The 21,918-nt window shown below is 68.4% G+C and carries 21 protein-coding genes, 1 tRNA gene and 1 pseudogene; 14 read left to right on the top strand and 9 right to left on the bottom strand.

Annotated elements, in window-relative coordinates:
* The first annotated feature begins 89 nt into the window (after window positions 1-89).
* From ACIBH4_RS25980 to ACIBH4_RS25965, 4 genes are read left to right on the top strand one after another with little or no spacing between them, the layout of a single operon-like run.
* Window positions 90-626 (top strand): MauE/DoxX family redox-associated membrane protein, encoded by a 537-nt coding sequence (locus ACIBH4_RS25980; RefSeq protein ID WP_362513323.1) that lies wholly within the window; start codon window positions 90-92, stop codon window positions 624-626.
* A 50-nt stretch (window positions 627-676) separates the two neighbouring features.
* Window positions 677-1,252, top strand: coding sequence for a hypothetical protein (locus ACIBH4_RS25975; RefSeq protein ID WP_362513321.1), 576 nt, complete (start codon window positions 677-679; stop codon window positions 1,250-1,252).
* A 3-nt stretch (window positions 1,253-1,255) separates the two neighbouring features.
* Window positions 1,256-3,079 (top strand): ABC transporter ATP-binding protein, encoded by a 1,824-nt coding sequence (locus ACIBH4_RS25970; RefSeq protein WP_362513318.1) that lies wholly within the window; start codon window positions 1,256-1,258, stop codon window positions 3,077-3,079.
* Complete coding sequence (locus ACIBH4_RS25965) at window positions 3,076-3,621, top strand: S26 family signal peptidase (RefSeq protein WP_362513315.1); 546 nt, start codon at window positions 3,076-3,078, stop codon at window positions 3,619-3,621. Before ACIBH4_RS25970 ends, ACIBH4_RS25965 begins: the two co-directional genes overlap by 4 nt.
* 64 nt (window positions 3,622-3,685) lie before the next feature.
* Here the strand turns inward: ACIBH4_RS25965 and ACIBH4_RS25960 are convergent, their stop codons facing one another.
* Together ACIBH4_RS25960 and ACIBH4_RS25955 are read right to left on the bottom strand one after the other, a co-directional pair.
* Window positions 3,686-4,306: an AfsR/SARP family transcriptional regulator gene (locus ACIBH4_RS25960; RefSeq protein WP_362768732.1), complete on the bottom strand. Its 621-nt coding sequence runs from the start codon at window positions 4,304-4,306 to the stop codon at window positions 3,686-3,688.
* A 24-nt stretch (window positions 4,307-4,330) separates the two neighbouring features.
* Window positions 4,331-4,582 (bottom strand): annotated as a pseudogene (locus tag ACIBH4_RS25955) (winged helix-turn-helix domain-containing protein); the annotation flags it as partial.
* A 477-nt stretch (window positions 4,583-5,059) separates the two neighbouring features.
* Here ACIBH4_RS25955 and ACIBH4_RS25950 point away from each other — a divergent pair.
* The 7 genes from ACIBH4_RS25950 (at window position 5,060) to ACIBH4_RS25920 (ending at window position 14,962) form a co-directional block, all read left to right on the top strand.
* The gene (locus ACIBH4_RS25950) at window positions 5,060-7,759 is read left to right on the top strand and encodes a LuxR C-terminal-related transcriptional regulator (RefSeq protein WP_362513312.1); all 2,700 of its coding nucleotides are present in this window, start codon (window positions 5,060-5,062) and stop codon (window positions 7,757-7,759) included.
* A 791-nt stretch (window positions 7,760-8,550) separates the two neighbouring features.
* Entirely contained in the window at window positions 8,551-11,283 is a 2,733-nt protein-coding gene (locus ACIBH4_RS25945; protein WP_362513309.1) for a LuxR C-terminal-related transcriptional regulator, read from the top strand.
* A 3-nt stretch (window positions 11,284-11,286) separates the two neighbouring features.
* On the top strand, window positions 11,287-12,165 hold the full coding sequence (locus ACIBH4_RS25940; protein ID WP_362768717.1) for an alpha/beta fold hydrolase: 879 nt from the start codon (window positions 11,287-11,289) through the stop codon (window positions 12,163-12,165).
* A 330-nt stretch (window positions 12,166-12,495) separates the two neighbouring features.
* Window positions 12,496-12,906, top strand: coding sequence for a Rid family hydrolase (locus ACIBH4_RS25935; protein ID WP_362513752.1), 411 nt, complete (start codon window positions 12,496-12,498; stop codon window positions 12,904-12,906).
* Between the two features lie 224 nt (window positions 12,907-13,130).
* On the top strand, window positions 13,131-13,460 hold the full coding sequence (locus tag ACIBH4_RS25930) for a hypothetical protein (protein ID WP_362513303.1): 330 nt from the start codon (window positions 13,131-13,133) through the stop codon (window positions 13,458-13,460).
* Window positions 13,461-13,715: 255 nt separating this feature from the next.
* Window positions 13,716-14,282: an RNA polymerase sigma factor gene (locus ACIBH4_RS25925; protein ID WP_362513300.1), complete on the top strand. Its 567-nt coding sequence runs from the start codon at window positions 13,716-13,718 to the stop codon at window positions 14,280-14,282.
* Entirely contained in the window at window positions 14,279-14,962 is a 684-nt protein-coding gene (locus ACIBH4_RS25920) for a hypothetical protein (protein WP_362513297.1), read from the top strand. The genes ACIBH4_RS25925 and ACIBH4_RS25920 overlap by 4 nt, the downstream gene beginning before the upstream one ends.
* A 263-nt stretch (window positions 14,963-15,225) precedes the next feature.
* Here the strand turns inward: ACIBH4_RS25920 and ACIBH4_RS25915 are convergent, their stop codons facing one another.
* Window positions 15,226-15,768: a GrpB family protein gene (locus ACIBH4_RS25915; protein WP_362768720.1), complete on the bottom strand. Its 543-nt coding sequence runs from the start codon at window positions 15,766-15,768 to the stop codon at window positions 15,226-15,228.
* Between the two features lie 252 nt (window positions 15,769-16,020).
* Here ACIBH4_RS25915 and ACIBH4_RS25910 point away from each other — a divergent pair, with 252 nt between their 5' ends.
* Window positions 16,021-16,674 carry a site-specific integrase gene (locus tag ACIBH4_RS25910; RefSeq protein WP_362768723.1) on the top strand — a complete coding sequence of 218 codons (654 nt, stop codon included), beginning with the start codon at window positions 16,021-16,023 and terminating at the stop codon, window positions 16,672-16,674.
* A gap of 61 nt (window positions 16,675-16,735) precedes the next feature.
* On the opposite strand, the gene ACIBH4_RS25905 is transcribed toward ACIBH4_RS25910, so the two are convergent.
* From ACIBH4_RS25905 to ACIBH4_RS25895, 3 genes are all read right to left on the bottom strand, one after another.
* A tRNA-Ala gene (locus ACIBH4_RS25905) sits at window positions 16,736-16,808 on the bottom strand.
* A gap of 393 nt (window positions 16,809-17,201) precedes the next feature.
* Window positions 17,202-17,519, bottom strand: a complete 318-nt coding sequence (locus ACIBH4_RS25900; RefSeq protein WP_362768726.1) for a hypothetical protein — start codon at window positions 17,517-17,519, stop codon at window positions 17,202-17,204.
* Window positions 17,516-17,812, bottom strand: a complete 297-nt coding sequence (locus ACIBH4_RS25895; RefSeq protein ID WP_362768729.1) for a hypothetical protein — start codon at window positions 17,810-17,812, stop codon at window positions 17,516-17,518. The genes ACIBH4_RS25900 and ACIBH4_RS25895 overlap by 4 nt, the downstream gene beginning before the upstream one ends.
* Window positions 17,813-18,539: 727 nt before the next feature.
* Here ACIBH4_RS25895 and ACIBH4_RS25890 point away from each other — a divergent pair.
* Together ACIBH4_RS25890 and ACIBH4_RS25885 are read left to right on the top strand one after the other, a co-directional pair.
* Window positions 18,540-18,944 (top strand): winged helix-turn-helix domain-containing protein, encoded by a 405-nt coding sequence (locus tag ACIBH4_RS25890; protein WP_362768433.1) that lies wholly within the window; start codon window positions 18,540-18,542, stop codon window positions 18,942-18,944.
* Window positions 18,945-19,060: 116 nt separating this feature from the next.
* Window positions 19,061-19,816, top strand: a complete 756-nt coding sequence (locus ACIBH4_RS25885) for a GntR family transcriptional regulator (protein ID WP_362513280.1) — start codon at window positions 19,061-19,063, stop codon at window positions 19,814-19,816.
* A 148-nt stretch (window positions 19,817-19,964) separates the two neighbouring features.
* Here the strand turns inward: ACIBH4_RS25885 and ACIBH4_RS25880 are convergent, their stop codons facing one another.
* The 3 genes from ACIBH4_RS25880 to ACIBH4_RS25870 all read right to left on the bottom strand — a co-directional run bounded on the left by ACIBH4_RS25880 (window position 19,965) and on the right by ACIBH4_RS25870 (window position 21,614).
* On the bottom strand, window positions 19,965-20,696 hold the full coding sequence (locus ACIBH4_RS25880) for an HAD-IA family hydrolase (RefSeq protein WP_362513277.1): 732 nt from the start codon (window positions 20,694-20,696) through the stop codon (window positions 19,965-19,967).
* 29 nt (window positions 20,697-20,725) lie between these two features.
* Window positions 20,726-20,845 (bottom strand): DLW-39 family protein, encoded by a 120-nt coding sequence (locus tag ACIBH4_RS25875; protein WP_211264163.1) that lies wholly within the window; start codon window positions 20,843-20,845, stop codon window positions 20,726-20,728.
* 418 nt (window positions 20,846-21,263) lie between these two features.
* Window positions 21,264-21,614, bottom strand: a complete 351-nt coding sequence (locus ACIBH4_RS25870; protein ID WP_362513274.1) for a GNAT family N-acetyltransferase — start codon at window positions 21,612-21,614, stop codon at window positions 21,264-21,266.
* Window positions 21,615-21,918 lie beyond the last annotated feature (304 nt).

Genomic DNA, 21,918 nt, shown 5'->3' with positions numbered 1-21,918 from the left:
CCGTCATGTGAGTGACCGCCTCCATCAGGGAGGGACGGGTGCCGCGACTGGCGAAGAGTCGCGGCGCCCTCTTCAGATTAGGGGTTTCCATGGAATACGTCCTGGTCTGCTGCCGGCTTCTGGTCGGTGTGGTCTTCGTGGTCTCGGCGGCGGGCAAGATGCGCACCCGCGGCGCCTACGCCTCCTTCCGCGCCACCACCGGTGAACTGGCACCGCGCCTGCCCCTGGTGCCGAGAGCCCTCATGCCGCCCGCGGTCGTCGCGGGTGAGCTGGCCACGGCCCTGCTGCTCGCCGTTCCGTCCACGGTCGGCGTCGGGTTCGTGATCGCGGTGGTGCTGCTGACCGCGTTCACGGTCGCGATCGCGACGGCCGTGCGCCTCCGCCGGCACGTGATCTGCAATTGTTTCGGCCCTTCGTCCACACCGGTGGGGCCGGAGCGGCTCGTCCACAACGGGGCGCTGCTCGTCGCCTCGTTCACCGGGGTGGTGCTCTCCTTCGGCACCGCCTCCGCATCCGTCGCGCTGGAGCCGGCCGGTGTCGCGGCGGCGGCGGTCACCGGCCTGGCAGGGGCCGCTCTGGTGCTGCTCGCCGACGACATAACCGAGCTGTTCCGGCCGCTCGTCTGACCACCACAGGCGACGGCGAACGTGTAACCGTGGAACCACTAAGGATGATCATGTTGAATGTCGTCGTGGTGCTCGTCGGCGCAGTCATGGTGCTGTGCGCGTTCGACATCGTTCTCACCGTGGGAGTGGCCCGGAGGCTGCGCGCGCAGGGCGAACTGCTGGCGCGTCAGACCGCTTCGCTCCCGGCCGGTTATCCACTGCCCGGTGGCCTCCCACCGGTCATGCGCGAAGCCGGAGAGCGGCTGGGCGCCTTCCATACCACCGCCGCGGACGGTACGCCTCTCGATGAGGGTTTCTTCGCCGATGCCCCGACCCTCGTGGCGGCGTTCTCCATCGGATGCCCTGCCTGTGAGGAGCGGCTGCCCGAGTTCATCAGGTTCGCCCCGGCCTTCGCCGGCCGTGAGCGCGTACTCGCCCTCGTGGTCGGCACCGACGGCACGGCCGAGAAGGCCGCGCTGCTGGAACCGGTGGCCACCGTGGTGGTGGAGAGGACCCATGGCGGGCCGGTGTGCGGGTCGCTGGGTGTCAGGGCCTATCCGGCACTGGCGATCGTCGACCCCGGCGGCGTCGTCCGCGCTTCCGGCACCCTGATCCAGGACGCGGCGGCCGCCCTGGAAACGGTCTGACCCATGCGAAAGATCATCGTCGCGGTACGGCTGAGCTGGCAGGCCAGCCCGCTGTTCACCGCGGTCTTCGTCACGCTCACACTGGCGATCGCGCCGACACCGGTCGTGACGGCGTGGCTGACCAAACTGGTGCTGGACGACATCACCGCCGGAGCCGCTCCCGGCACGATCGCGGGGGAAGGCATCGCGCTCGCCGTCACGATCGTGGTGACCGGTCTGATACCGCATATCACCCAGTACGCCTCCCGTGAGATCGAACGCCGCGTCGGACTCCTGGCCCAGGAACGCCTGTTCGTCACGGCCGAGCGTTTCGTGGGCATGGCTCGTTTCGAGGACCCCGTCTTCCTCAACCGGATGCAGATGGCACTGCAGCACGGCGCCACCACCCCTGGGGTGATGGTCTCCGCCGTCCTGTCGATCGTCCGCTCCGTCGTCACCGGTCTGGGCTTCCTGGGGTCGCTGACGGTCATCTCCCCCTGGCTGCCCGCGGTGATCCTCGCCTCGGTCCTGCCGATGCTGGCCGTGGAGCTGTCGATGGCCCGCCGCCGAGCCGGTCTGTCGTGGCGGCTGAGCCCGATCGAACGCCGGGAGATGTTCTTCCGCGACCTGCTGACCAGTGCCCAGGCAGCCAAGGAGATCCGGCTGTTCGCCATCGGCACCTACCTGCGTGAGCTCATGACGGCCCAGCGGCGCCTGTCCAACAGGGAGAACCGCCTCATGGACCGTCGCGAGGTCAGCGTCCAGGCTCTGATCGGCCTGGGGAGCGCCGCGGTGTCGGGTGGGGCACTGCTGTGGGCGGTACTCGCCGCCGCCGGCGGCCGGATCAGCGTCGGTGACATCTCGCTGCTGGTCGCCTCGGTGGGCGGCGTGCAGAGCGCGAGTGTGTCACTGGTGCACACCATCGCCCAGTGCCACCGTCAACTGCTGCTGTTCGACCACTACCTGCAGGTGGTCGCAGCCGAACCCGACTTGCCCGTCGCCCGCTCTCCCCGGGCGATCGCGCCGCTGGCACGCGGGATCGTCTTCCGCGACGTCTGGTTCCGCTACTCTCCCGACCACCCCTGGGCACTGCGCGGCCTCGACCTGACCATCCCCTACGGCCGGACGGTGGGTCTGATCGGCCGGAACGGCGCGGGCAAGAGCACCCTGATCAAGCTCCTGTGCCGGATGTACGATCCCGAGCGCGGTGCGATCCTGTGGGACGGCGTCGACCTGCGCGAACTGGACCCCGCCGGACTGCGTGCCCGCATCGGCGCGGTCTTCCAGGACTACATGGAGTACGACCTGACCGCGGCCGAGAACATCGGACTGGGCGATCTGGAGTACCTGCACGATCGCGAGCGCGTCACCGCCGCGGCCGTCGACGCCGGAGCCCACGAGTTCGTCAGCCGCCTGCCCCGTTCCTACGACACCCTGCTGTCACGGCTGTTCCTACAGGGAGAGGACAGCACCGAGGACACCTCCGGCGCCATCGGCGTGACCCTGTCGGGAGGCCAGTGGCAGCGGCTGGCCTTGGCCCGCGCGCATCTGCGTACCGAACACGACCTGATGATCCTGGACGAACCCAGCTCCGGCCTGGACGCCGAGGCCGAATACGAGATCCACCGCGGGCTGCGGCAGCGTCGCACGGGTCGTACCAACGTACTGATCTCCCACCGACTCAACACCGTGCGCGATGCCGACCTGCTGGTCGTGCTCGACGAGGGAACCGTCGTCGAACACGGCACCCACGAGGAACTGGTGGCCAGCGGCGGCACCTACGCCGACCTGTTCTCCATGCAGGCCGAGGGCTACCTGGAGGTCCTTCCCGGACAGGCCGGTCGATGACCGCTCCGCCCGCCCTGATCCTCATGCCGCTCGCAGCCGGTGCCGCGGCGGTGTTCTGGGCTCGCCGGAACCTCCTGGTGGCGATCATCTCGGGCGCCAGCATGCATCCCACCCACCGGTCCGGCGACAAGGTGCTGGTACGGCGCCTGCCCGCCGGCCGGATCCGGGCAGGAGACGTCGTCGTGGCTGACATCGTGGCCGTCCCGGGGTATGTGGCGGCACCCTCGTACGGCGGGATCCGGCATGCTGCGCGTCTTGGCGCGGTCGGAACGGACAGGCGGCGCGGGGCGGTTCCCCCGTGGGAGTCCTCTCCCGGCCCCGCCCCCAGCCGGGTCGTCAAGAGGGTCGCCGCCATCCCGGGGGATCCCGTCCCCGCTTCGGTACCCCGCCGGGCGGGTGAGCCCTCGGTTCCCGACGGGTGCCTCGTCCTGCTCGGTGACAATCCGGGACAGAGCCTGGACTCCCGCCATTTCGGATACGTCCCCGTGACGGACGTGGTCGGCAAGGTGGTCGGTGCCCTCTCGCCGACAGGTAGCCGGTGAGGCGCCCGGTTAACGCTCACCGGAACCGCCGCCCGGTCCACGGAAGATCCCGGCCGGTGTCCGGTCAGGCAGTGTGGCGGCTCATGGCCGGGGCGGCGGAGTTCGCGACGGGCTTCCCGTCGATGAAAAGTGGCCGGCGCGGCCACGCGGGGGCGGGGTGCGCCGGACCCGGTTCCTCGTTCCGGTGACGGAAGAAGGGTCCGCGGATGGCGTCGTCGTCCCGGCGAAGGACGGAAAGATGGAGTTCACGCAGTTCGGCGGAGGGGTCCAGGCCGAGATGATCGCTGAGCGTCGCCGTGGCGGAGGCCCACGCCGAGATCGCTCCCGCCGCGTTGCCGCCGAGATAGTGCGCACGCATCAGGTGTGCCCATGAGGTCTCCCGGAAAGGTGCCGCGGCCAGGATGTCAAGGAGTTCGGGAACGAGGTCGAGCGTGCGGCCCAGCCCCAGCCTGGCTTCCACCAGGCGTTCCCGTACTGTCAGATGCAGTTCGTCAAGGGCGGTGAAGCGGGCTCTCATCTGCTCGGAAGCTGCGCAGTCCTGTCCGGCGGGCCCCTGCCACAGGTCGAGCGACTCCTTGAGCGTCGCCTCGGCCGCACCGGTGCATCGGGCGCGCAACTCGGCGAAGCCCTGGGCGGCGAGCCGCTTGAACCTGATCACATCGACCTCGTCCGGCTCGATGAGCAAGCGGTATCCTCCGCCGCCGCCCCGCAGGGTGACCAAGCGCTCCTGCAAGGAGGAGGCCGTCAACTGGCTCCGTAGCCGGGCCATGTACAGGCGCAGGTTATTTCGGGCCGAATCTGGAGATTCATCCCAAAGGGACCTCATCAACCGCTCCGTGGAAACCGATCGCCCCTCCTCCAGGAGAAGGGCCGCGAACACTCCCCTGACCGGCGCCGACTTGACACCGACGGATGTTTTCGCGTTCTCGATCCGAACGCTTCCGAGCAGGCGGAACAGCATTTCCCTGACTCCTCCGGTAATTGGCGGAACGGTTTCCCGCCCGGGCCGGAAAAAGAGGGCGGCCGTCCACACTGACGGTGGGCCCGGGACTCACCGCCGGCCCGTGGGCGTCATGCCGTAAGACACGGGCGGATGGCGGTTCGCCCATCAGGATGGGGATCTCACCGGGGAGGAGTCATGAGTGACGATTACTCAATTTCCGGCCGGCGCTCGCACCATCTCCGCGGGTTCCCCTATCTCACCAAATTCCGGTCATCCAAAATAAGATTAATCGTCGGCATATATCCCCATTCTTTTGCGGCTGGGTCGGCGACAGGTCAAGAAACGCCTTCGATATCCTGATATTTCTGACATAGCGCCTGAACGGTGCCTGTTGCAGAGCCTGCACACCGACGAATTCGTCCAGGCCCCTGGACGCAGGGCTGGTGGAGGTACTACGGGATGGGCCAGGAGGGCTTGCTGAGGCGATGGCCGCTCATGGGGCGTGCATCGCAACTGGAGAAGTTCGACGAGTCCCTGGAAGACCCTCGGGTCAGAGGTTTCATCGTCTTGGGGTCAAGGGGAGCAGGAAAATCCCGCCTGATCGAGGAGTGCCTGAAACGGGCGGAGGGAGCCGGTCGGCACATCGGCCGTGCGGTGGCCACCGCGGCCGCTGCCTCGATTCCCCTGGGAACCATCGCTCATCTGCTGCCCGCCGAGGCGGACCTGTCCGATCCGGTCACGGGGTTCGCATCGGTGGCGCGACTACTGTCGCGGTCCGGAACCGACCCGGCTCCGCTGGTGATCGGAGTGGACGATCTCCACCTCCTCGATGTGACCTCGGTGGTGCTGCTGAGGCAACTGATGGACGTCGGCGTGATCTTCCTCCTCGGCTCGGTGAGCTCAGCGGAGCCGCCCGGCGCGGCGGTGGCGGCGCTGTCGTGCGGGGACTCGGTGCAGCAGGTGAAGCTGGTCGATTTCGGGCGTTCGCAGGTCGAGGAGCTGCTGGAACAGGTCCTCGGAGGATATGTGGGCCGCAACACGGTCAACCAGATGTTCGCCGCCAGCGGCGGTAATCCGCTCTACCTGCGCGAGCTGGTGACCGGAGCGATGACCGGCGGGATCCTGACCTGCGACGGTGAGCTGTGGGAGATGGCACCGGGCCGGCTACCGGGGACGCGACGCCTGACCGATCTCCTCCGCTCCCGGCTCTCCACGGCGTCGTCCGAGGGCCGTGACGTGCTGGAGGCCCTGGCACTGTGCGAGCCGCTGTCCGTGGCTCAGCTCACCGCCGACGCCGAGCCCCGGACACTCGACGAGCTCGAACGGGCGGAACTGATCGTCATCGGCCGGGAACGGCAGCGCACCGCCGTCCGGCTGGCGCACCCCCTCTACGGCGAGGTGCTGCGCGCCGACATCACCACGATCCGAGGTCAGAAAACGCTGCTGCGCCACCTCTCCCTGTTGGAGAGAAGCGGGGCCCGGCGGCGCGAGGACGCGATGCGACTGGCCACCTACCGGCTGGCGGCAACCGGAACGGCGGATCCGGCACTGCTCATGCGGGCCGCGGCCCTGGCCATTCATACGCGCGCCTACGCCAATGCGCTCTCCCTGCTGCGCGCCGTACCCGAAGAATGGCATGGCGTTCAATACCGGTTGCTCCTGGGCAAGGCACTGTACGAGGCGGGCGAGTTCGAGCAGGCCGAGACCGTACTGTCGCAGGCGGCCGCGCTCGCCGGCGACGAGCAGGAGACGCTGTTCGTGACGGGCCTGCGAGTACAGAACCTCATCTGGGGCCTGGGAGTCTCGCAGCGGACGGTCCGCGAGGTCATCGAAGCTGCCCGCCACCGGGTCGCGGGCCCTTCCGGCCACCAGGTCCTCACCGCCACCGAGGCCGCCGGCTGCTTCGCTCTGGGCGAGTTCCCGCGCAGCCTCGCCCTGTGCTCGCGTCTTCCCCTGGACTCCGGGCCAGGCCCGGATGTGATGACGTGGCTGATCGCCGTGACGACCACGTCGGCGACGCTGGCGTTCCTGGGCCGATGTGAGGAGGCGGTGACCTGGGCCCGGCGCGCCATCTCCGTCAGCGCAGCCGTCGACGCCGAGCTGTACTCCATGACCACCCACGAGACGGCGCACCAGTCCATCCTCATGCTGGCTCTGACGGAGAGCGGTCACCTGGCCGAGAGCCGGACGGTGGGCGAGCAGGCCTACCGAACGCTCGCCCAGGGTCTGCCGAGCCCCGAGCAGAGACTCCTCGCCTTCCACCTGGGACGTACCGCGTGGCTCGCGGGCCATCCGGGGCAGGCCCGCCGCTGGTACGCCGAGCTCGTCCGAGCGGCACGTCCCTACACCGCGATCGTCCTGCCGCTGGCGCTCTCCGGGCTGGCCGCCTCAGCCGCCCTGCAGGGCGATCTACAGGCGGCCGAGGCGGCCCTGGCCGAGTACGACCGGCTGACGTGCGCGGTGCACATACCCGAGGAGCGGTTGGGAGTCGCCTGGTTGCACGCCGTCCGAGGCGAGCTCTCCCATGCCCGGGCCGTCCTCACCGCGGCGGCGCAGGATGCCCGGGAACGCGGGCAGATCGCGTTCGAGTCCGTCCTGCTGACCGACCTCGTCCGGCTCGGAGGGGCGGGCGAGGCCGCGGAGCGGCTGGCCGAGATCGCCGAGGCGACCGGCGGCCGGTTCCACCGGGCGCGAGCCCACCTGGCCGCCGCTTGGGCCGGAGAATGCCCCGACCGGCTGCTCACCGCCGCCGGTGAGATGGAGGCCATCGGCGCCGACCTCCTCGCCGCCGAGGCGACCTGCGTCGCCGCCGGAATCCTGCGGCAGGCCGGTGACTCCCGTCGCGCCCAGGCCGCCGCACTCCGCGCTCAGCTACTCGCGGCCCGGTGCGAGGGGGCTCGGACTCCCGCCCTCACCACAGGGGGCAGCGGTGCCCGGCTCACCAGGAGACAGCAGGAGATCGCGCTGCTCGTCTCACAGGGGATGCCCAGAAAGGACATCGCCGAGCAGTTGGGCATCTCGGTCCGTACCGTCGACAACCATCTGCAGCGCATCTACGCGGAGCTCGGCATCACTACCCGCCGTGAGCTGGCCACCCGCCTCAACGGTGTGGTTCCGTCACCGCTCAGACCGGACTCGTCCTCCGACCACCGTAACTCCCACCTTTCAGGCTCAGAAGCTCACCGACGACCGTAGTGTCCGTAGTGGCGCTTGGAAGCCGAGCACAGAAAGGACCTGATCGCGGATGACCCAGTGGAGTCCTTCCTCGGAAACCACCCCGACCTTACGTCCGAGCAGGTCTTCCAGCTCCTTCTGGCAACCGAAGAACTCAAGTCCGAACGCCGGTGACCCGCCAGTGGTCCCGGGCCGCAGCCCTCGATCCGCCCTGGCCTCTTCGTAGCCGCCGACATCCAGGACACGAGCGCCGTTTCAAAGGTCGGCGCGCTACAGACCGGAAACCCCTACCACAGAGGTTGTGTCCGACATCACGTGGGCACGAAAAAGTTGCGCTTCTATCGGTCGGCGCGGAAGCACCGCATCGGACAGGCGCATGCCTTGTATGTCGTCCGAATCACGGACGAGTAGGTACGGGACGCGATCAGCGACGTTCATCGCGCGATCGACGAGGGCCGCGTACCCGTGCCTGCCGGTCGCCCCGGGCGCCCATCACTTAGAGCCTGCTGACGAAGGGTCAAGTGCTCGTGGGCATGGGGCTTGTAGAGGACTGGCCCGATCTTGTTGATGTGGCCCTGGTGCGACCATTGGGACAGTTGGCCGCGGAAGCCGTTGACGTTCTCGATGCCGAAGACGGCGGCCGGTTCGCTTCCCTTCCAGGCTCGCCAGGGCTGAGCGGCCGGCAGTTGCAGGACCTTGCCGCGCCGGTCAGGGCTGGAGCGGCAGTCGAACACAGCTTGCGGATAACCCCTGTTCGTGAGAGGCGACTCCGTGAGACGGGACGGCGTGGAGGCCTCCTACAGTGGGTGCTTGTGCTTTACGGCAGAACTGCGGAAATCAGCGCACTCGACGAGGTGATCACGCGGGCTCGCGACGGCTTCGGCGGCGCGGTGGTACTACGGGGCGAGGCGGGCGCGGGCAAGACCGCCCTGCTCGACGCGGCGGCCGCGCGTGGTGGTGCGATGCGGGTGTTGCGGACCACCGGCGTTGAGTCCGAGTCCGACCTCGCGTTCGCGGCGCTGCACCAGTTGCTGTGGCCGGTGGCCGGCCTGCTCGACACACTGCCCGAGCCGCAGCGCGATGCCGTGCGCGCGGCCCTGGGGCTTGCCGCGGGCAGTGCCGGCGATCGGTTCCTGGTGGGGGCCGGTGTGCTCTCGCTGCTGGCCGAGGCGGCCGCGCTGGGCGGGCTGATCTGCGTGGTCGACGACTTCCAGTGGGTCGACCGGGCCTCGGCCGATGCGCTGCTGTTCGCCGCCAGGCGGTTGGGGACGGAACGGATCGCGATGCTGCTCGCCATCCGCGGAGACGTGCCCGTCAAGGGCGTGCCGCTGACGGTGGACGTGCGCGGCCTGCCCGAGTCCGCCGCGGCCGAACTGCTGGAGTCCCGTCACGGTACGCTGCCCGCCCCGGTGAAACGGGAGCTCACCACACTGACCGGCGCGAACCCGCTCGCCCTGGGTGAGACCGCAGCCCGTCTGACGTCCGCGCAACTCGCCGGGCGCGAACCGCTGCCCGACCCGCTGCCCGGCGGAGCCCGGCTCTTCGGCGACCGGGTGACCGGGTTGTCGGCCCCTGCCCGGCTGGTCGCCCTGGTCGCCGCCGTCGAGGCCGACCTCGGCCTGGTCTTGCGCGCCACCGACCGGCTGTTTGCCGAGCAACCGGTACGACCCGGCGCGAACGCGGCCCGATCAACCTCAACCGGGCCCGGGACGGAGGCCGAGGCCGGGCGGGCGGCGTTGGCCGAGCTGGAGGACGCCGGGCTGGCCGAGGTGTCGGGCACGAGCGTGCGCTTCCGTCATCCGCTCATCCGATCCGCGATTTATGAGGCGGCCGCCCCCGCCGACATCCGCCGCGCGCACGCCGTCCTGGCGGAGCTGACCGCGGGAGACCGTCGCGCCTGGCACCTGGCCGGAGCCACCCTGGGCCAGGTCGAGCAGGTCGCCGTTGCGCTGGTGGCCGCCGCGGAGCGGGCGCGCGACCGCGGCGGATACGGCGACGCGGCCGGCGCCCTGGCCAGGGCCGCCGAGTTGACCCCCGAGCCGCGCACCCGTGCCGTCCGTCTGAAGGACGCCGCCGTCGCGGCCTGGCTCGGCGGCCGCCCGGGACAGGCGGAGTCGCTGCTGGCCGAGGCGCGCGAGCGGGCCGGCGGGGATGCCACCCTCGCCATGGAGATCGCCCGGCTCCGGGGCCGGTTCGAACTGACCTCGGGCAACGCCGCCGAGGCCGTACGGATCCTGGCGGCGGGCGACAGCTTGGAAATGCTGGCCGATGCCGTGGAGGCGGCCTCGTACGTCGGTGACACGGCGGCCATCGCCGAGCTCGGCCGGCGGGCGGTCGCGCACCCCGAGGGGTTCTTGCGGGACACGGTGGCCGGGATCGGCCTGACACTGGACGGCGACGCCGCCGGACCGGGACTGCTGCGGCGGGCGCTGGCACGGGTCGATGAGCTGGAGGACGCGACGGGGTACCTGTGGGCGACGGCCGCGGCCAGCGCTCTGGGCGAGTCGGACCTGGCCACCGAGATGGCCGAGCGGGCCGGGCGGGTGGCCGGGGTCTCGGGGATGACCGGGCAGTTGCCCGTCGTACTGGAGTTCGTGGCGACCGCCGAGCGCATCGCCGGTCGGCTGGCGCGCAGTCAGGCCATCTCCGAGGAGGGCCTGGCGCTGGCGCGGGAAGCCGGGTACGAGAACACGGTGGCCGCGCACCTGGCCAATCTGGCGGCGCTGGCGGCGTTGCGCGGCGAGGAGGAGTCCTGCGAGCGGCAGGCCCGCGAGGCGCTGGCCATCGCCATCCCGCACCGGGTGGGATTGCACGCGGGGATGGCCGCGTACGCGCTGGCGCTGCTCGACCTGTGTCTGGGCCGCTACGTGGCGGCACACGACCGTTTCACGGCCATCGCCGCGCCGGGATCGGGCGCCGGGCATCCGACCGTGGTGTGGCGAACCGGGCCCGACCGCGTCGAGGCCGCCGTGGGCGCGGGCGACGAGGCGGGCGCGCGGGCGGCGCTGGTCGCGTACGAGCAGGGGGCCGCGCACGCCGCGACATCCGAGTCGCGCGCGCTGCTGGCCCGCTGCCGGGGCTTGGCCGACTCCTCCGAGGACGCCTTCGGTGAGGCGCTGCGGCTGCACACCAACCCCTTCGAGGCGGCCAGGACGGCCCTGCTGCTGGGGGAGCGCCTGCGCCGCACGCAGCGGCCGGGCGAGGCGCGGGCGCACCTGCGGATGGCGTGGGAGACGTTCGAGCGGGCGGGCGCACGGCCGTGGGCGCGGCGCGCGCAGGACGAGTTGCGGGCGGCGGGGGAGAGCGGGCAGGCCCCACCGGCGGCCGTGCTGGACGCGCTGACCCCGCAGGAGCTGCGCATCGCGGGCCTGGTCGCCGACGGGTTGTCGAGCAAGCAGATCGCTGCCCAGCTTTTCCTGAGCCCGCGCACGGTCGAGTACCACCTGTACAAGATCTATCCGAAGCTGGGCATCGGCTCCCGTACGGATCTGGCGCGACTAGTAGTTCTACAGAAGGCGCCCGTAGCCGAGGACGACATGCTCTGAGACATGCAGAACACAGACATCTGGAGCGAAGAGTTCGGCGCCGAGACGGACGCGCCGATCCTGTTGATCATGGGGTCGATGTCGCAGGGCATCCTGTGGCCGGACGAGTTCGTCGGCCGCCTGACCGCCGGAGGCCGCCGGGTGATCCGGTACGACCACCGTGACACCGGTATGTCCGGCACCGTCGACTTCGCTACCGAGCCGTACACGTGGGACGACATCAAGAGCGACGTCTACCGCGTGATGGACGCCCACGGCTTGGAGAGCGCGCACCTGGTCGGCCACTCGGCCGGCGGGCTACTCGGTCAGCTCATCGCCGTGGAGCGGCCGGAGCGGGTGCGCTCGCTGACCGTCATCGCCTCCTCGCCGCTCGGTGGCGGCGAGGGCCAGGTGCTCATGCGGGCCCTGACAGGGCAGCCGCAGCCCGAAGGCGGTCTGCCGGAGCCGGCGCCGGAGTTCGTGGCCTTCTACCGCACGCTGATGGCCGCCCCACCGCCGCAGGACCGGCGCGCGCTGATCGACGGCATGATCGCCGAGCAGCGGGTACTGCACGGCACCGGGCTGCCGTTCGACGAGGACGCGGCACGCCGGCTGCAGGAGCGGATCTACGACCGGGCCCGCGACCTGTCGGCGGTGGCCAACCACCGGCTGGCCGCCGCGGCCGACCCCGACTTCGAGCCGGTGGGCGTGCTGCACCGGGTGCAGGCTCCCACACTGGTCATCGAGGGCAGCCACGAGCCGGTCAAACCGGGTCACGGCGCGGTCATCGCCGAGCAGATCCCGGGGGCGCGGCTGATGATCGTGGCGGGCATGGGGCACACGCTGCCGCCGGAGACACACGAGGAACTGGGCGACGCCATCCTCGCGCACACAGCCGAGTGACGCGCGTTCCTGCCGATATCTCCTCTTCAAGCGTTCGGGAGAACCTGTGCTGGACCCCTCCGTCCCTGCCATCGAGGTGGCGGACCTCACCCGGCGCTTCGGTGCCGTGCTCGCCGTCGACCGGCTCAGCCTGAGCATCCCGCCGGGGATGTTCTACGGCATCGTGGGCCCTACCCGGTGCGGCCGTGACGACTGGCACGGGCCCTGTCGTGGGCCGATGGGCGGGCCGCGAGGTACGGGCGGCCTGGCCTGTGAAAATAGGAGGCGGCAGGTAGGAGGCCCACGTCAGGATGGTCGCTCTGTACCCGATATGAAAGGAACCGAGTGACCATGCCTAGCGCCATTACTTTGATCCGTGCCGCTTCTCTGTCCGACGTCGCCCAGTACGCTTACGCAGCCACGGCGCCTGCCGAGTCGCGACTCATCTTCCTCGCCGGAGCGTGTCCCCTGAACGAGGACGGCTCGACGGCAGCGATTGGGAACTACGCGGGCCAGGCAGCGAAAGCCATCGAGAACATGCAGGCGGCTCTCACTGCCTCTGGCGCATCATTGCAGGACGTCATCAGCACAAGGGTTCTCGTCGCGTCCACCCGGCAGGAGGATTTGGTGGCTGCCTGGAAGGTAGTCCGGGACTCGTTCGGTGACCATGACGTACCGAGCACCTTGATGGGAGTCACCGTGCTTGGTTACGACGACCAGCTCGTTGAAATCGAAGCCGTCGCCGCCGTACTTGATTCCTGAGCAGTAAGGCCCTATCTGGGCGGCGGCGTGACCAGGGGCGGACCGCATGGTCCGAGCGGCGCGGCTGGCGTACGGCGACGGCTCGGAGTCCCTGCCCGCGCGCCGAGACCGGCCCCCAGGCCACATGTCCGGCGCGCGCCGCAGGCACAGGGCCAGGCGTCGGCACGCAGCGCCGCCGCCCCTTGGCGATAATCCCGGCACTCTCCGATCACCTGGCGGAGTTCGTGGGTACCGAGCCGGACGCCTTCGTCTTTCTCGGCAAGCGGGAAGGGTTCCTGCGAGGCAACAACTTCCGGCGTGAGGCCAGATGGACGGACGCGCTCAAGGAGTTGGGCGTCAAGGGGCTTCACTACGACAGCGACCGGGCCGCACCGATCTATCAGCGCGCCACGCGGGACGCCGATCAGAGGGTCGCCGACGCGCTGAGCGCACGGGTGGAAGCCGAGCAGAAGAACGATGACGGCGGAACGGTTCAGAAGAGCCAATGGCCCGTTGATGGCCCGAATGCCGCACACCAAGACCGGTTGAGAGGTGTTTTGGCTGGTGGAGCCTAGGAGATTCGAACTCCTGACATCCTGCTTGCAAAGACGCATGCCGATCTTGCTCGACCTGCGAAGACGCAGCTCCGCGCCCTGATCGCGTTCCCCGTGGCTCCCCGCTGCTTCCCCTCATTTCCCTCTCTATCGGGCACGCAACGGGCACGCCATTCGAGCGGCCTCGACAACGGAAGGCTCAGTCCGTGTAACGGTGTGCCGTGCTTGGTCCAAGCAAGGGTGTGATGAGACGCACGTATGACAAAGGGAGCTTCGGTGCTGCCTGAACGCAGGGGACTGACAGACATAGTCCAGGACCCCGAGGCCTTCGAGATTTTCTACCGATCCCACGTCGAGGCCGTAACCCGCTTCCTCGTGAGGCGCGTGCCGGATCCACACGCCGTGGCCGATCTCACGGCCGAGGTGTTCCTCGCCGTCCTGGACTCGGCACACACCTACCAGCCCGGCAAGGGCAGCGAAATCGCCTGGCTGTACGGCGTGGCGCGCAACACCGTCCTAGCCGAGCGGCGACGCTCCGCCAGAGAGATGCGAGCGACCGGCCGGATCACGGGACGCCGGCTGCTGGAGGCCGACGACATCTCACGGCTGGAGGACCGAATCGACGCCGAATCCCCGGCGCGACGCGCCCTGGAGGCCATGGCCGCACTGCCGGAGCGCGACCGGGCCCTACTGGAGCTCGTAGCCGTCGACGGCCTCAGCCCAGCCGAGGCCGCCGCCGTGCTCGGCATCCGGCAAGGAACCGCCCGGGTGAGACTCCACCGGGCCCGGCGCGCCATTCGGCAGGCTCCCGGCGTCATTCCGCTGATGGAAGGAACGAAATGAACGGCACCTTCGAGGACAGACTGCTCGACGAGCTCAAGGCGGAGATCTCCGCACGGGCGGCACAGGGGCGCGCACCGACTCGTCTCCGCCTGAACCGCCGCAGGATCGTGGGCGGGGCAGCCGTCGTCGGGCTCGCCGCCGCCGCTGCCGTCGCCGTCCCGCTGGTTTTCGGGCCGCAGGCCCCGGCGTACGCCCTGACCAAGAACCCAGACGGCTCGATCAACCTGCGAATCAACGAGTTCAGGGACCCCGGCCAAGTCGAGGAGGACATGGCCCACCTGGGTGTCCCCGCGGATATCGTCTACCTTCCGCTGGGCAAGCGATGCGGAGATGCGCGTGCCCCCTTCGTTCCCGGTGACCGCACCACCACGACACCCGAGGAACTCAAGAGCAAGGACCCCGCCGTGCAGGCCCGGGTACGCGAGCGGGCGATGAACACGGCATCCGCCAAGGCCATCCGCGCCAAGAACGGCATCACGATCTACCCCCGATATATCAAGCCCGGGCAGATCGTGCTGATCGAGGTGATGGAGAATCCGGTGGAGCCCACGGTCGAACGCCCCGGGGTCGCCTGGCAGTTCTCCGGTCGCCTGACGGACGGCCCCGTCGCGCCGTGCCAGGTCGTCGACGACCCATCGGCCTTCGACATCGGTGACGCCACGCCTCCGCCCGGCAGCTAACTACGGCTCACACCGCGACGACGTATTGAAGCGGGGACCGGTCGGCCCACACGTCAGGCCGGCCCCTTCCGCATTAGCAGCTCGGGGCGTGACCGTTCAGGACAGTCCCACCTGGACCAACACCCCTCGATGGTCTTCCTGGAACGAGCTGGTACGGCGGTGAACTGCAACCCGAACTGCAACCCAGGCGGTGCTGAGGCGGTCGGCGCGCGCGCCTTGCAGTGCGTAGTCGCGATGAGCCGTTCGTCACCTCAGAGCTCATCTCATGACGGCACCTGGTTGCTATCTATCGATGCTCGTTCACCGTCACTCAGACCGGCCTCCACGAGGATGGCCTGCACCATCGCGTTCTTCCCTCGGCCGTAGTCGTCGATGTTGGCGGCCTTCCCGGCAACGCGCTTCTTCACCGCGGCGTACTGGTCACGAAGTCTCGAGTTGGTTCGCAGGATGTCTCTGACCGCGAGGTGATTGCGGAGCGACAGCGACCCATCAACGATGACGTAGGTGTTGGTCCCGGCAAGTCGTGCGGGTTCCTTGAATGCCCATCGCTGGGGAATTCCCCGATCGCCCAACGGCGAGAAGCCTAGGCCAATCAGGACGTCCGTGGCGGCCTCGACATCTTTCTCTGCTACCACAATGTCGCAGTCGATGATCGGCTTGGCGGCCAGCCCAGGGACTGACGTGCTACCGACATGTTCGATGGAAATCACAGGCACGCTGGCGGCTTCTAATGCCTTGGCGTACTCCTTGCGCAGCACCTCAAACCGATCCGGCCATGCGTGGTCGTAGTCGACTACCGCTATCACGGTTGGAGCCTAATGGGCACGACATGTTTCCGTGAGCAGCCTCTAGGAAGTTCGGCGGTCAACCACCTTCATTCGTACAGAGCCTTACTGGACTGCCCGCACCAAACACGGTGATCAGCCACGCTCCCCGGTGAGCCAGGGTGAGGAACGAACCCTGGCTCGTCGATCGCCCCAAGCAGGTGTGGCGGCCAGCCAGGAAGTGGCGATCGTGAGGGCTGCACCTGTGCGGTGGCGCGGCAACCCCCAGCCGGAGTGTCAACGGTCAGTACGGCGGGGATGGCGTGCGGCGCCCGGCCGGGTGTCCCGCCGCCGTCCGGGACCGGCCCCCAGGCCGCACGTCCGGACGGCGGGCGGGCGGAGGGCCGGGGGTGCGGCGGCGCGCCGCGCCGCCGCCTTGACCTGGACGCCGGGACCGTGCGCGTGGAGCGTCAGTTGATGCAGCTCACCGGCAAGGGGCTTGTCTTCACCGAACCCAAGTCGGCAGCGGGCAAGCGGACGGTGGTGATCCCCGATCTGATCATCGAGGACCTGCGGGCGCACGTGAAGGACTTCACCCAGGACGGCGACAAGGGGCTGATCTTCGCGGGGCCGGACGACGGGCCACTCCGGAACACCAACTTCAACCGCCGCGTCTGGGCTCAGGCTCTCGTAAGCGCGGGCCTTCCGAAGGTCCACTTTCACGACCTGCGGCACACCGGAAACACCCTCGCCGCGAACGCCGGGGCGTCGATCCGGAAGCTGATGGAGCGCATGAGCCACTCCAGCACGCGGGCGGCGATGGTCTACCAGCACTCGACCGACGAGCGGCAACGGAAGGTGGCACGGAAGCTCGACGGCCTCGCCCGTGGGGCACTTGCGAAGGGATCGGGCACACAACGGGCACGGAAGCGAAAGAAGGCCGAATGAAGATCAAAGCCCAGGTTACGGCAACATGCCTGACCTGGGCTTTTTCGTGTCTGAGAGGGAGTGGAGCCTAGGAGATTCGAACTCCTGACATCCTGCTTGCAAAGCAGGCGCTCTGCCAACTGAGCTAAGGCCCCGAGCTACTCAAGCGGGCACCTCAGAGGGGACCTGCTTCAGTCGTACACGGTAGCAACAGGAGCCGCTCCGGCGCCAATTGGATTGGCGGGACGCCGGCATGTCGTACCGAGCGAGACAACCGGAGGTCGTAGAGGGGCTCAGGGCATGGGACCGGCCTTGGCGATGAACTCGTCGGGCGGACCGGTACGGGCTTGAGCCGAGCGAGCAAACCTGGGTCGTAGGAGCGGAGGCGGTACGTCGGGTACGTCACGGACCGCACCGGTCGCGCCGGTTCAGGGGCGGGCCGGGCGGGCGACCCGCGTGACGCGCCGCGTTTCGTCCTCGCGCGGTACGTCGTGGACGGCACGGCGGCCCCTGGACCGGGGAAGGGGTGGGGCCGCCGTGCCCGTTCGTCAGAAGTGGCCGATGTTGACCGAGCTGGAGGTGAGGGCCCAGCGGTGGAGGACGGCCGTCTCGGCCTCGTACATCTGGATCCTCAGCCCCTCCAGGGTCCGGTCGCAGATGATCAGCGGCTCCGGGGTGGGCCAGGTGGCGATGGCGTGGAACAGACGGCTGCCGGTGCCGTAGAGCACCGACCAGCCCGGTCTGGTGGCCTGCAGCATCGCGGCTTCGGCTCGTGCCTGGTGGTCCCAGGTGTAGCGCGGGACCGCGATGACGGCCTGGCCGTCGCGGTGACGGCCCCGGGCGGCGGACAGACATCGGCGGATCACGAGATCACCTGCCCGGCCTGCTCCCGCTCCGGCATCTCCCGTATCCCCTGTTCTCGTGCCGCCTCCTCCGCTTCGCGGGCGAAGGTCTCCTGCCGTTCGGTCTCGGCCCGCAACGCCTCCAGGTCGTCGGCGTCTACGGTCCGCTCGGCCCCGGCGTGGGTGGCCACCTCGGAGAAGGGCTCTGCGCGGCTGGCCCACAGCCGTCCGACGTCGCTGAGGATCAACCGCCAGCCGGGAATCGTCGCCGTGGAACCACTGGTGGGCTCTGGATGGGTGGAACTACCATCTGTCACTGATTGGACCTCGATCCGATCAAAGGCCCGCCCGGTCGTTCGCAGCGTGGGGCGGGCCTGCCTCATGAAATGGAGGGGTTCGCCGTACCGGCCAGGTGACCGGCACGAAGACGGAGTGACCGCTGAGCGGTTCAGTGCGCAGGTGGTTCTTCGCCCGAAGCGAGACACCAGGTGGCGTCCACCCCCGAGCCGGGGCGGCCCGGTGAGAGCGGTCCCTGACGGCGACGCCGGGCGCGGGCGACAGGACCTCCGCCGAGGCGACGACACCGGTACGAGCCGTTCGGCGGCCGGGCTCCGCTCGGGACGACGCTGCTCGGGTATCGCCACAATCCCCTCGGCCGGGGCCGGGGCGGGCTCGAAGCACGGCAGGGAACGGTCTCCGGTACGACGAACCCGCAGCCGGACCTCCAGCAGGTCACCGGAAGGCTGACCGTACTCGTGATCGGCGGGCCGATCAGGGCAGCCGTGCGCGTAGGGGGCGTGTCCACAGGTCGCACACCCCATCGGCAGCGGCGGCACCTCGACGAAACAACCGCAGCCACTCGTCGTGGCCCGGTCGAGAACCGCAGCACCAGGGTTGTTCACGGGTCAGTGCTCCCTTCCTGATCGAGGTGTGCGTACGACGCGATAGCGCCGCGAATCGGTCGAAAAGTTACTTCCTGGACGCTATTCTGTTGGCTTGTTGGCCAACAGGGGAGGTAGCCAAGAGGCCTGTTGCGATGCTCTCGTGCGCATCGACCCGGACTCATACGTTCCCGCTTACCACCAGATCGCCGATGACCTGCGTCGGCGTATCGAAGACGGGAGTCTCGCACCCGGACAGAAACTCCTGCCCGAAGCGCGCCTTGCTCATGAATACGGCGTTGGCAAGGACGCCCTTCGCGATGCGCTGGCCCAGTTACGCGGTGAAGGTCTTGTTCGTACCGTGAGCCGAGACGGGTCATATGTTCGGGATCGAGTCGAGCCTGTCTCGGTGTCTCTTCGAGGTCCGGCAATCGTTCGAACCCGCATGCCCACCCCGGAGGAGCGCAGACGACTACGCCTGGGCGAGGGCATTCCGGTGCTCATCGTGGAGGCAGACGGAGATTGCCGAGTTCTCGCTGGCCACGTGACCGAGATCAAGATTCTGTGAGCGAGTGTGGGCATCTCGGACAACCTCCTCTCCAATAGATAGCTACCTATTCAGTCTCGACTGGTCATCGAATCCCTGTCAATAGATACTGATGTATTCGAAGGGAGAGAAGTTACTTGGCGCGATGGCATGCCGTTGCCGCTTCACTTCGTGAAGCGATACTGAATGGCGCATATCGACCGGGAGACACCATTCCAAAAGAGGAAGAACTGGAAAAACTTCACGGTGTCAGCCGTTCGACCGTACGCAGAGCTGTCGCTCAACTGAGCGCCGAAGGGTTGCTGACACCGGTCCGCAGAGGTGGAACAAAGGTCAGGGAACGGCACGAGCGCAACCGGATCACTCGTGCCCGGATGGTCCACCGTGACGAGCGCGGCTACTACTTCGATCCGGCCGCACGCCCCTGGACCGCCTTGCGTCCTCCGGTGGTCCGCTGGGGGCCGGCTCCTCATGACATTGCGCATGCCTTGGGCATTAAGCCGGGAACAGAGGTGCTGATCAGAGACCGGGTGATGGGCGATCCGCAGACAGGGGATCCCGTCCAGCTCGCCACGAGTTACCTTCCGGCGGACCTGGCCCGAGACACCGTTCTCGCCGAGGCCGACACTGGGCCGGGCGGCATCTATGACCGCCTCGAAGAGGCGGGTCATGCTCCGTTGCAATGGTCGGAGGTCGTCGTCGCATCGGCACCGTCCGAGAGCGAAGCGACTTCCCTGAAGCTCGCGCCGGGCGTCCCGTTGCTACGCCTCATCCGGACCACTCGGTCCGCAGACGGACAGATTCTGGAAGTCAACGACTGTCGAATGTCCGGCGAACACTGGGAAATCGGCTACGACCTCCCCCGCAGCCACGACGCAGAACCCGACCGGTAACACTCGGCTCGACGTCCTCCCCTGATACGACATTCTGGGGATGGCGGTCGAATGCACGGAGATTCCCATTCGCCCGCAGGAGAAGCGGTCAAGGACTGATCTCTGTGCGGCCTTGTTTTCCCCGCCGTCGGGCCGGACTACTTCCCCATCAGCGGGATGCGGCGGCCAAGGGTGCTTCGGCGGACACGCCAAGAAGGCCGGGCAGGCACGTGATGGAGTCAAGGATGTGGGTGGCTCCGCCGTTGAGAAGGCGTTCCCTGCTGTGGACCCCGGTCATGATGCCGACGATCATCATCGCGCCGGCCCGGCGACCGCTGAGCATCTCGCTCTCGGAGTCGCCGACGACGGCGACCTGGCGTACGTCCTCGATGCCGAGGCGCATGACCGCATTGAGGATCATGTCGGGCATGGGGCGTCCTCGTCCGGCGTCTTCCGGGCACAGGGCGAGGTCGATCCTGTCGGACCAGCTGAGGACGCTCAGCACGCGGCTGAGGGTGACGCGGCTGAAGCCGGTGGTGATGCAGATCTTGACGTCGGCGCCGCGGAGCCTGTCGAGTGCCCCGACGATCCCGGGCAGCGGGGCCAGACCCGCCCGTGCGATGGCGCCCTCGTAGGAGCGCTCGAAGGTCAGGTTGGCCGCCTGGGCCTGGGCTTCGTTGTCCGGGAAAATGCCTCGGAAGACATCGATCGTGGGACATCCCCGGGACCGGTGCACGTGCACCATGGCACGAGCGTACGCACCGGTCCCGGGCACGATGCCCTGAGTGGCGATCGCCTCGGCGAACGCCCGCTCGACCATGGCGACATCACCGATCGTGGTGCCTGCCAGATCCAGGCAGACAAGCCTGATGGGTGTTATTCCATCTTGGGCAAGGACCATGAAAGCACCCGAATCGGTAGCCGCGTATGTCAGTTTTCGCTGCCGGTGGCCTCGGTCCACAGGTCAAGCTCGGCGCGGTCGGCCTGCACCTTGCGCCAGACCAGCAGCCCCCCGAGGGCGACGAGCGCCAGAACGAGCAACTTCTTCACGGTGTGACCCCACTTCTTGAGAAGTCTCACCTGCCGGGGTGAGACAACGCCCGGTTCGAACGGTTCCCTGCAGCCTAGCAAGGGATCGGGCGGTGATCCGGTCCGTACGACAGGCCCAGGGCCGATCTACACCAACCGGGTGATTTTCAGCATCATGCCGTACGGCACGCGTTCCGACGATCACGACCTACCGTGAGTCTTGTCGCGAAACCGTCCTGGTTCTCACGATAACCCCGGTGAAGCGGCCACTTTACCCTCCCGGAGGTTCCGGTCCTCGACCGCCCGGGAATGGTACCGCCCACCACCGGCACGACCAGCGCGTTCACCCCTCCGGCTCGATTACGCGCAGCGCGAATGACACAAACCCGCTCGACATGGGCCTTTACTTCAAAACAGGCGACGACATGCCCGGGGAGGTTCAGACACCTTCGACGAGATCGGCGTAGTCGGGGTGGCGGTCGATCCACTCCCGCACGAACCAGCAGAGGGGGACGACCTTCGCGTTCTCCGCACGGGCCGCGTCCAGTGCCGTACGGACGAGCGCAGCGCCGATCCCTTGGCCCTCGTACTCCGGCTGGACCTTGGTGTGGGGATAGACGATGACACCATCGCGCCGGATGAGGTCCAGCCGCCCGGCAGGCCTGCCGTCCACCTCGGCCACGAAGGAATCGCCTCCGGGAGAGAGCTTGACGTCCGCCTGCATGGTGGTCCTCCTTCGCCAGGCCGCCATACGGTCGTACGGCGGTCTCTTGGTCAGCCGATCCCGCATGACGTTCATTCCCGGCTCTCGGCTTACCCTCAACAGAACCGGACATTCACCTCGAAAGATCGGATTTCCCTACAAAGGAGATCTGTCACGGAAAGCAGTCGAACGGACACGGCAGATCATTGATCTCGCGAGCCGGGGTTCGTCGGCGACGGTCTCTGTCGCACGTGCTCCGGATCGTCGAACCGTGTGACTGGACGGCAGTGCCGGCCGCGGGTCCTGGCACCGTAACCACAGTGGGATAACGCCTGGTTGCTCCTCAGTTGTACCGTAAGGGTTCTCTAGAGGAATTCGGAGGATCGTACGC

Source organism: Streptosporangium sp. NPDC050284, assembly GCF_044459525.1.
In the GTDB taxonomy this organism is placed as follows: domain Bacteria; phylum Actinomycetota; class Actinomycetes; order Streptosporangiales; family Streptosporangiaceae; genus Streptosporangium.
This window is presented reverse-complemented; position numbering and strand designations above follow the sequence as displayed.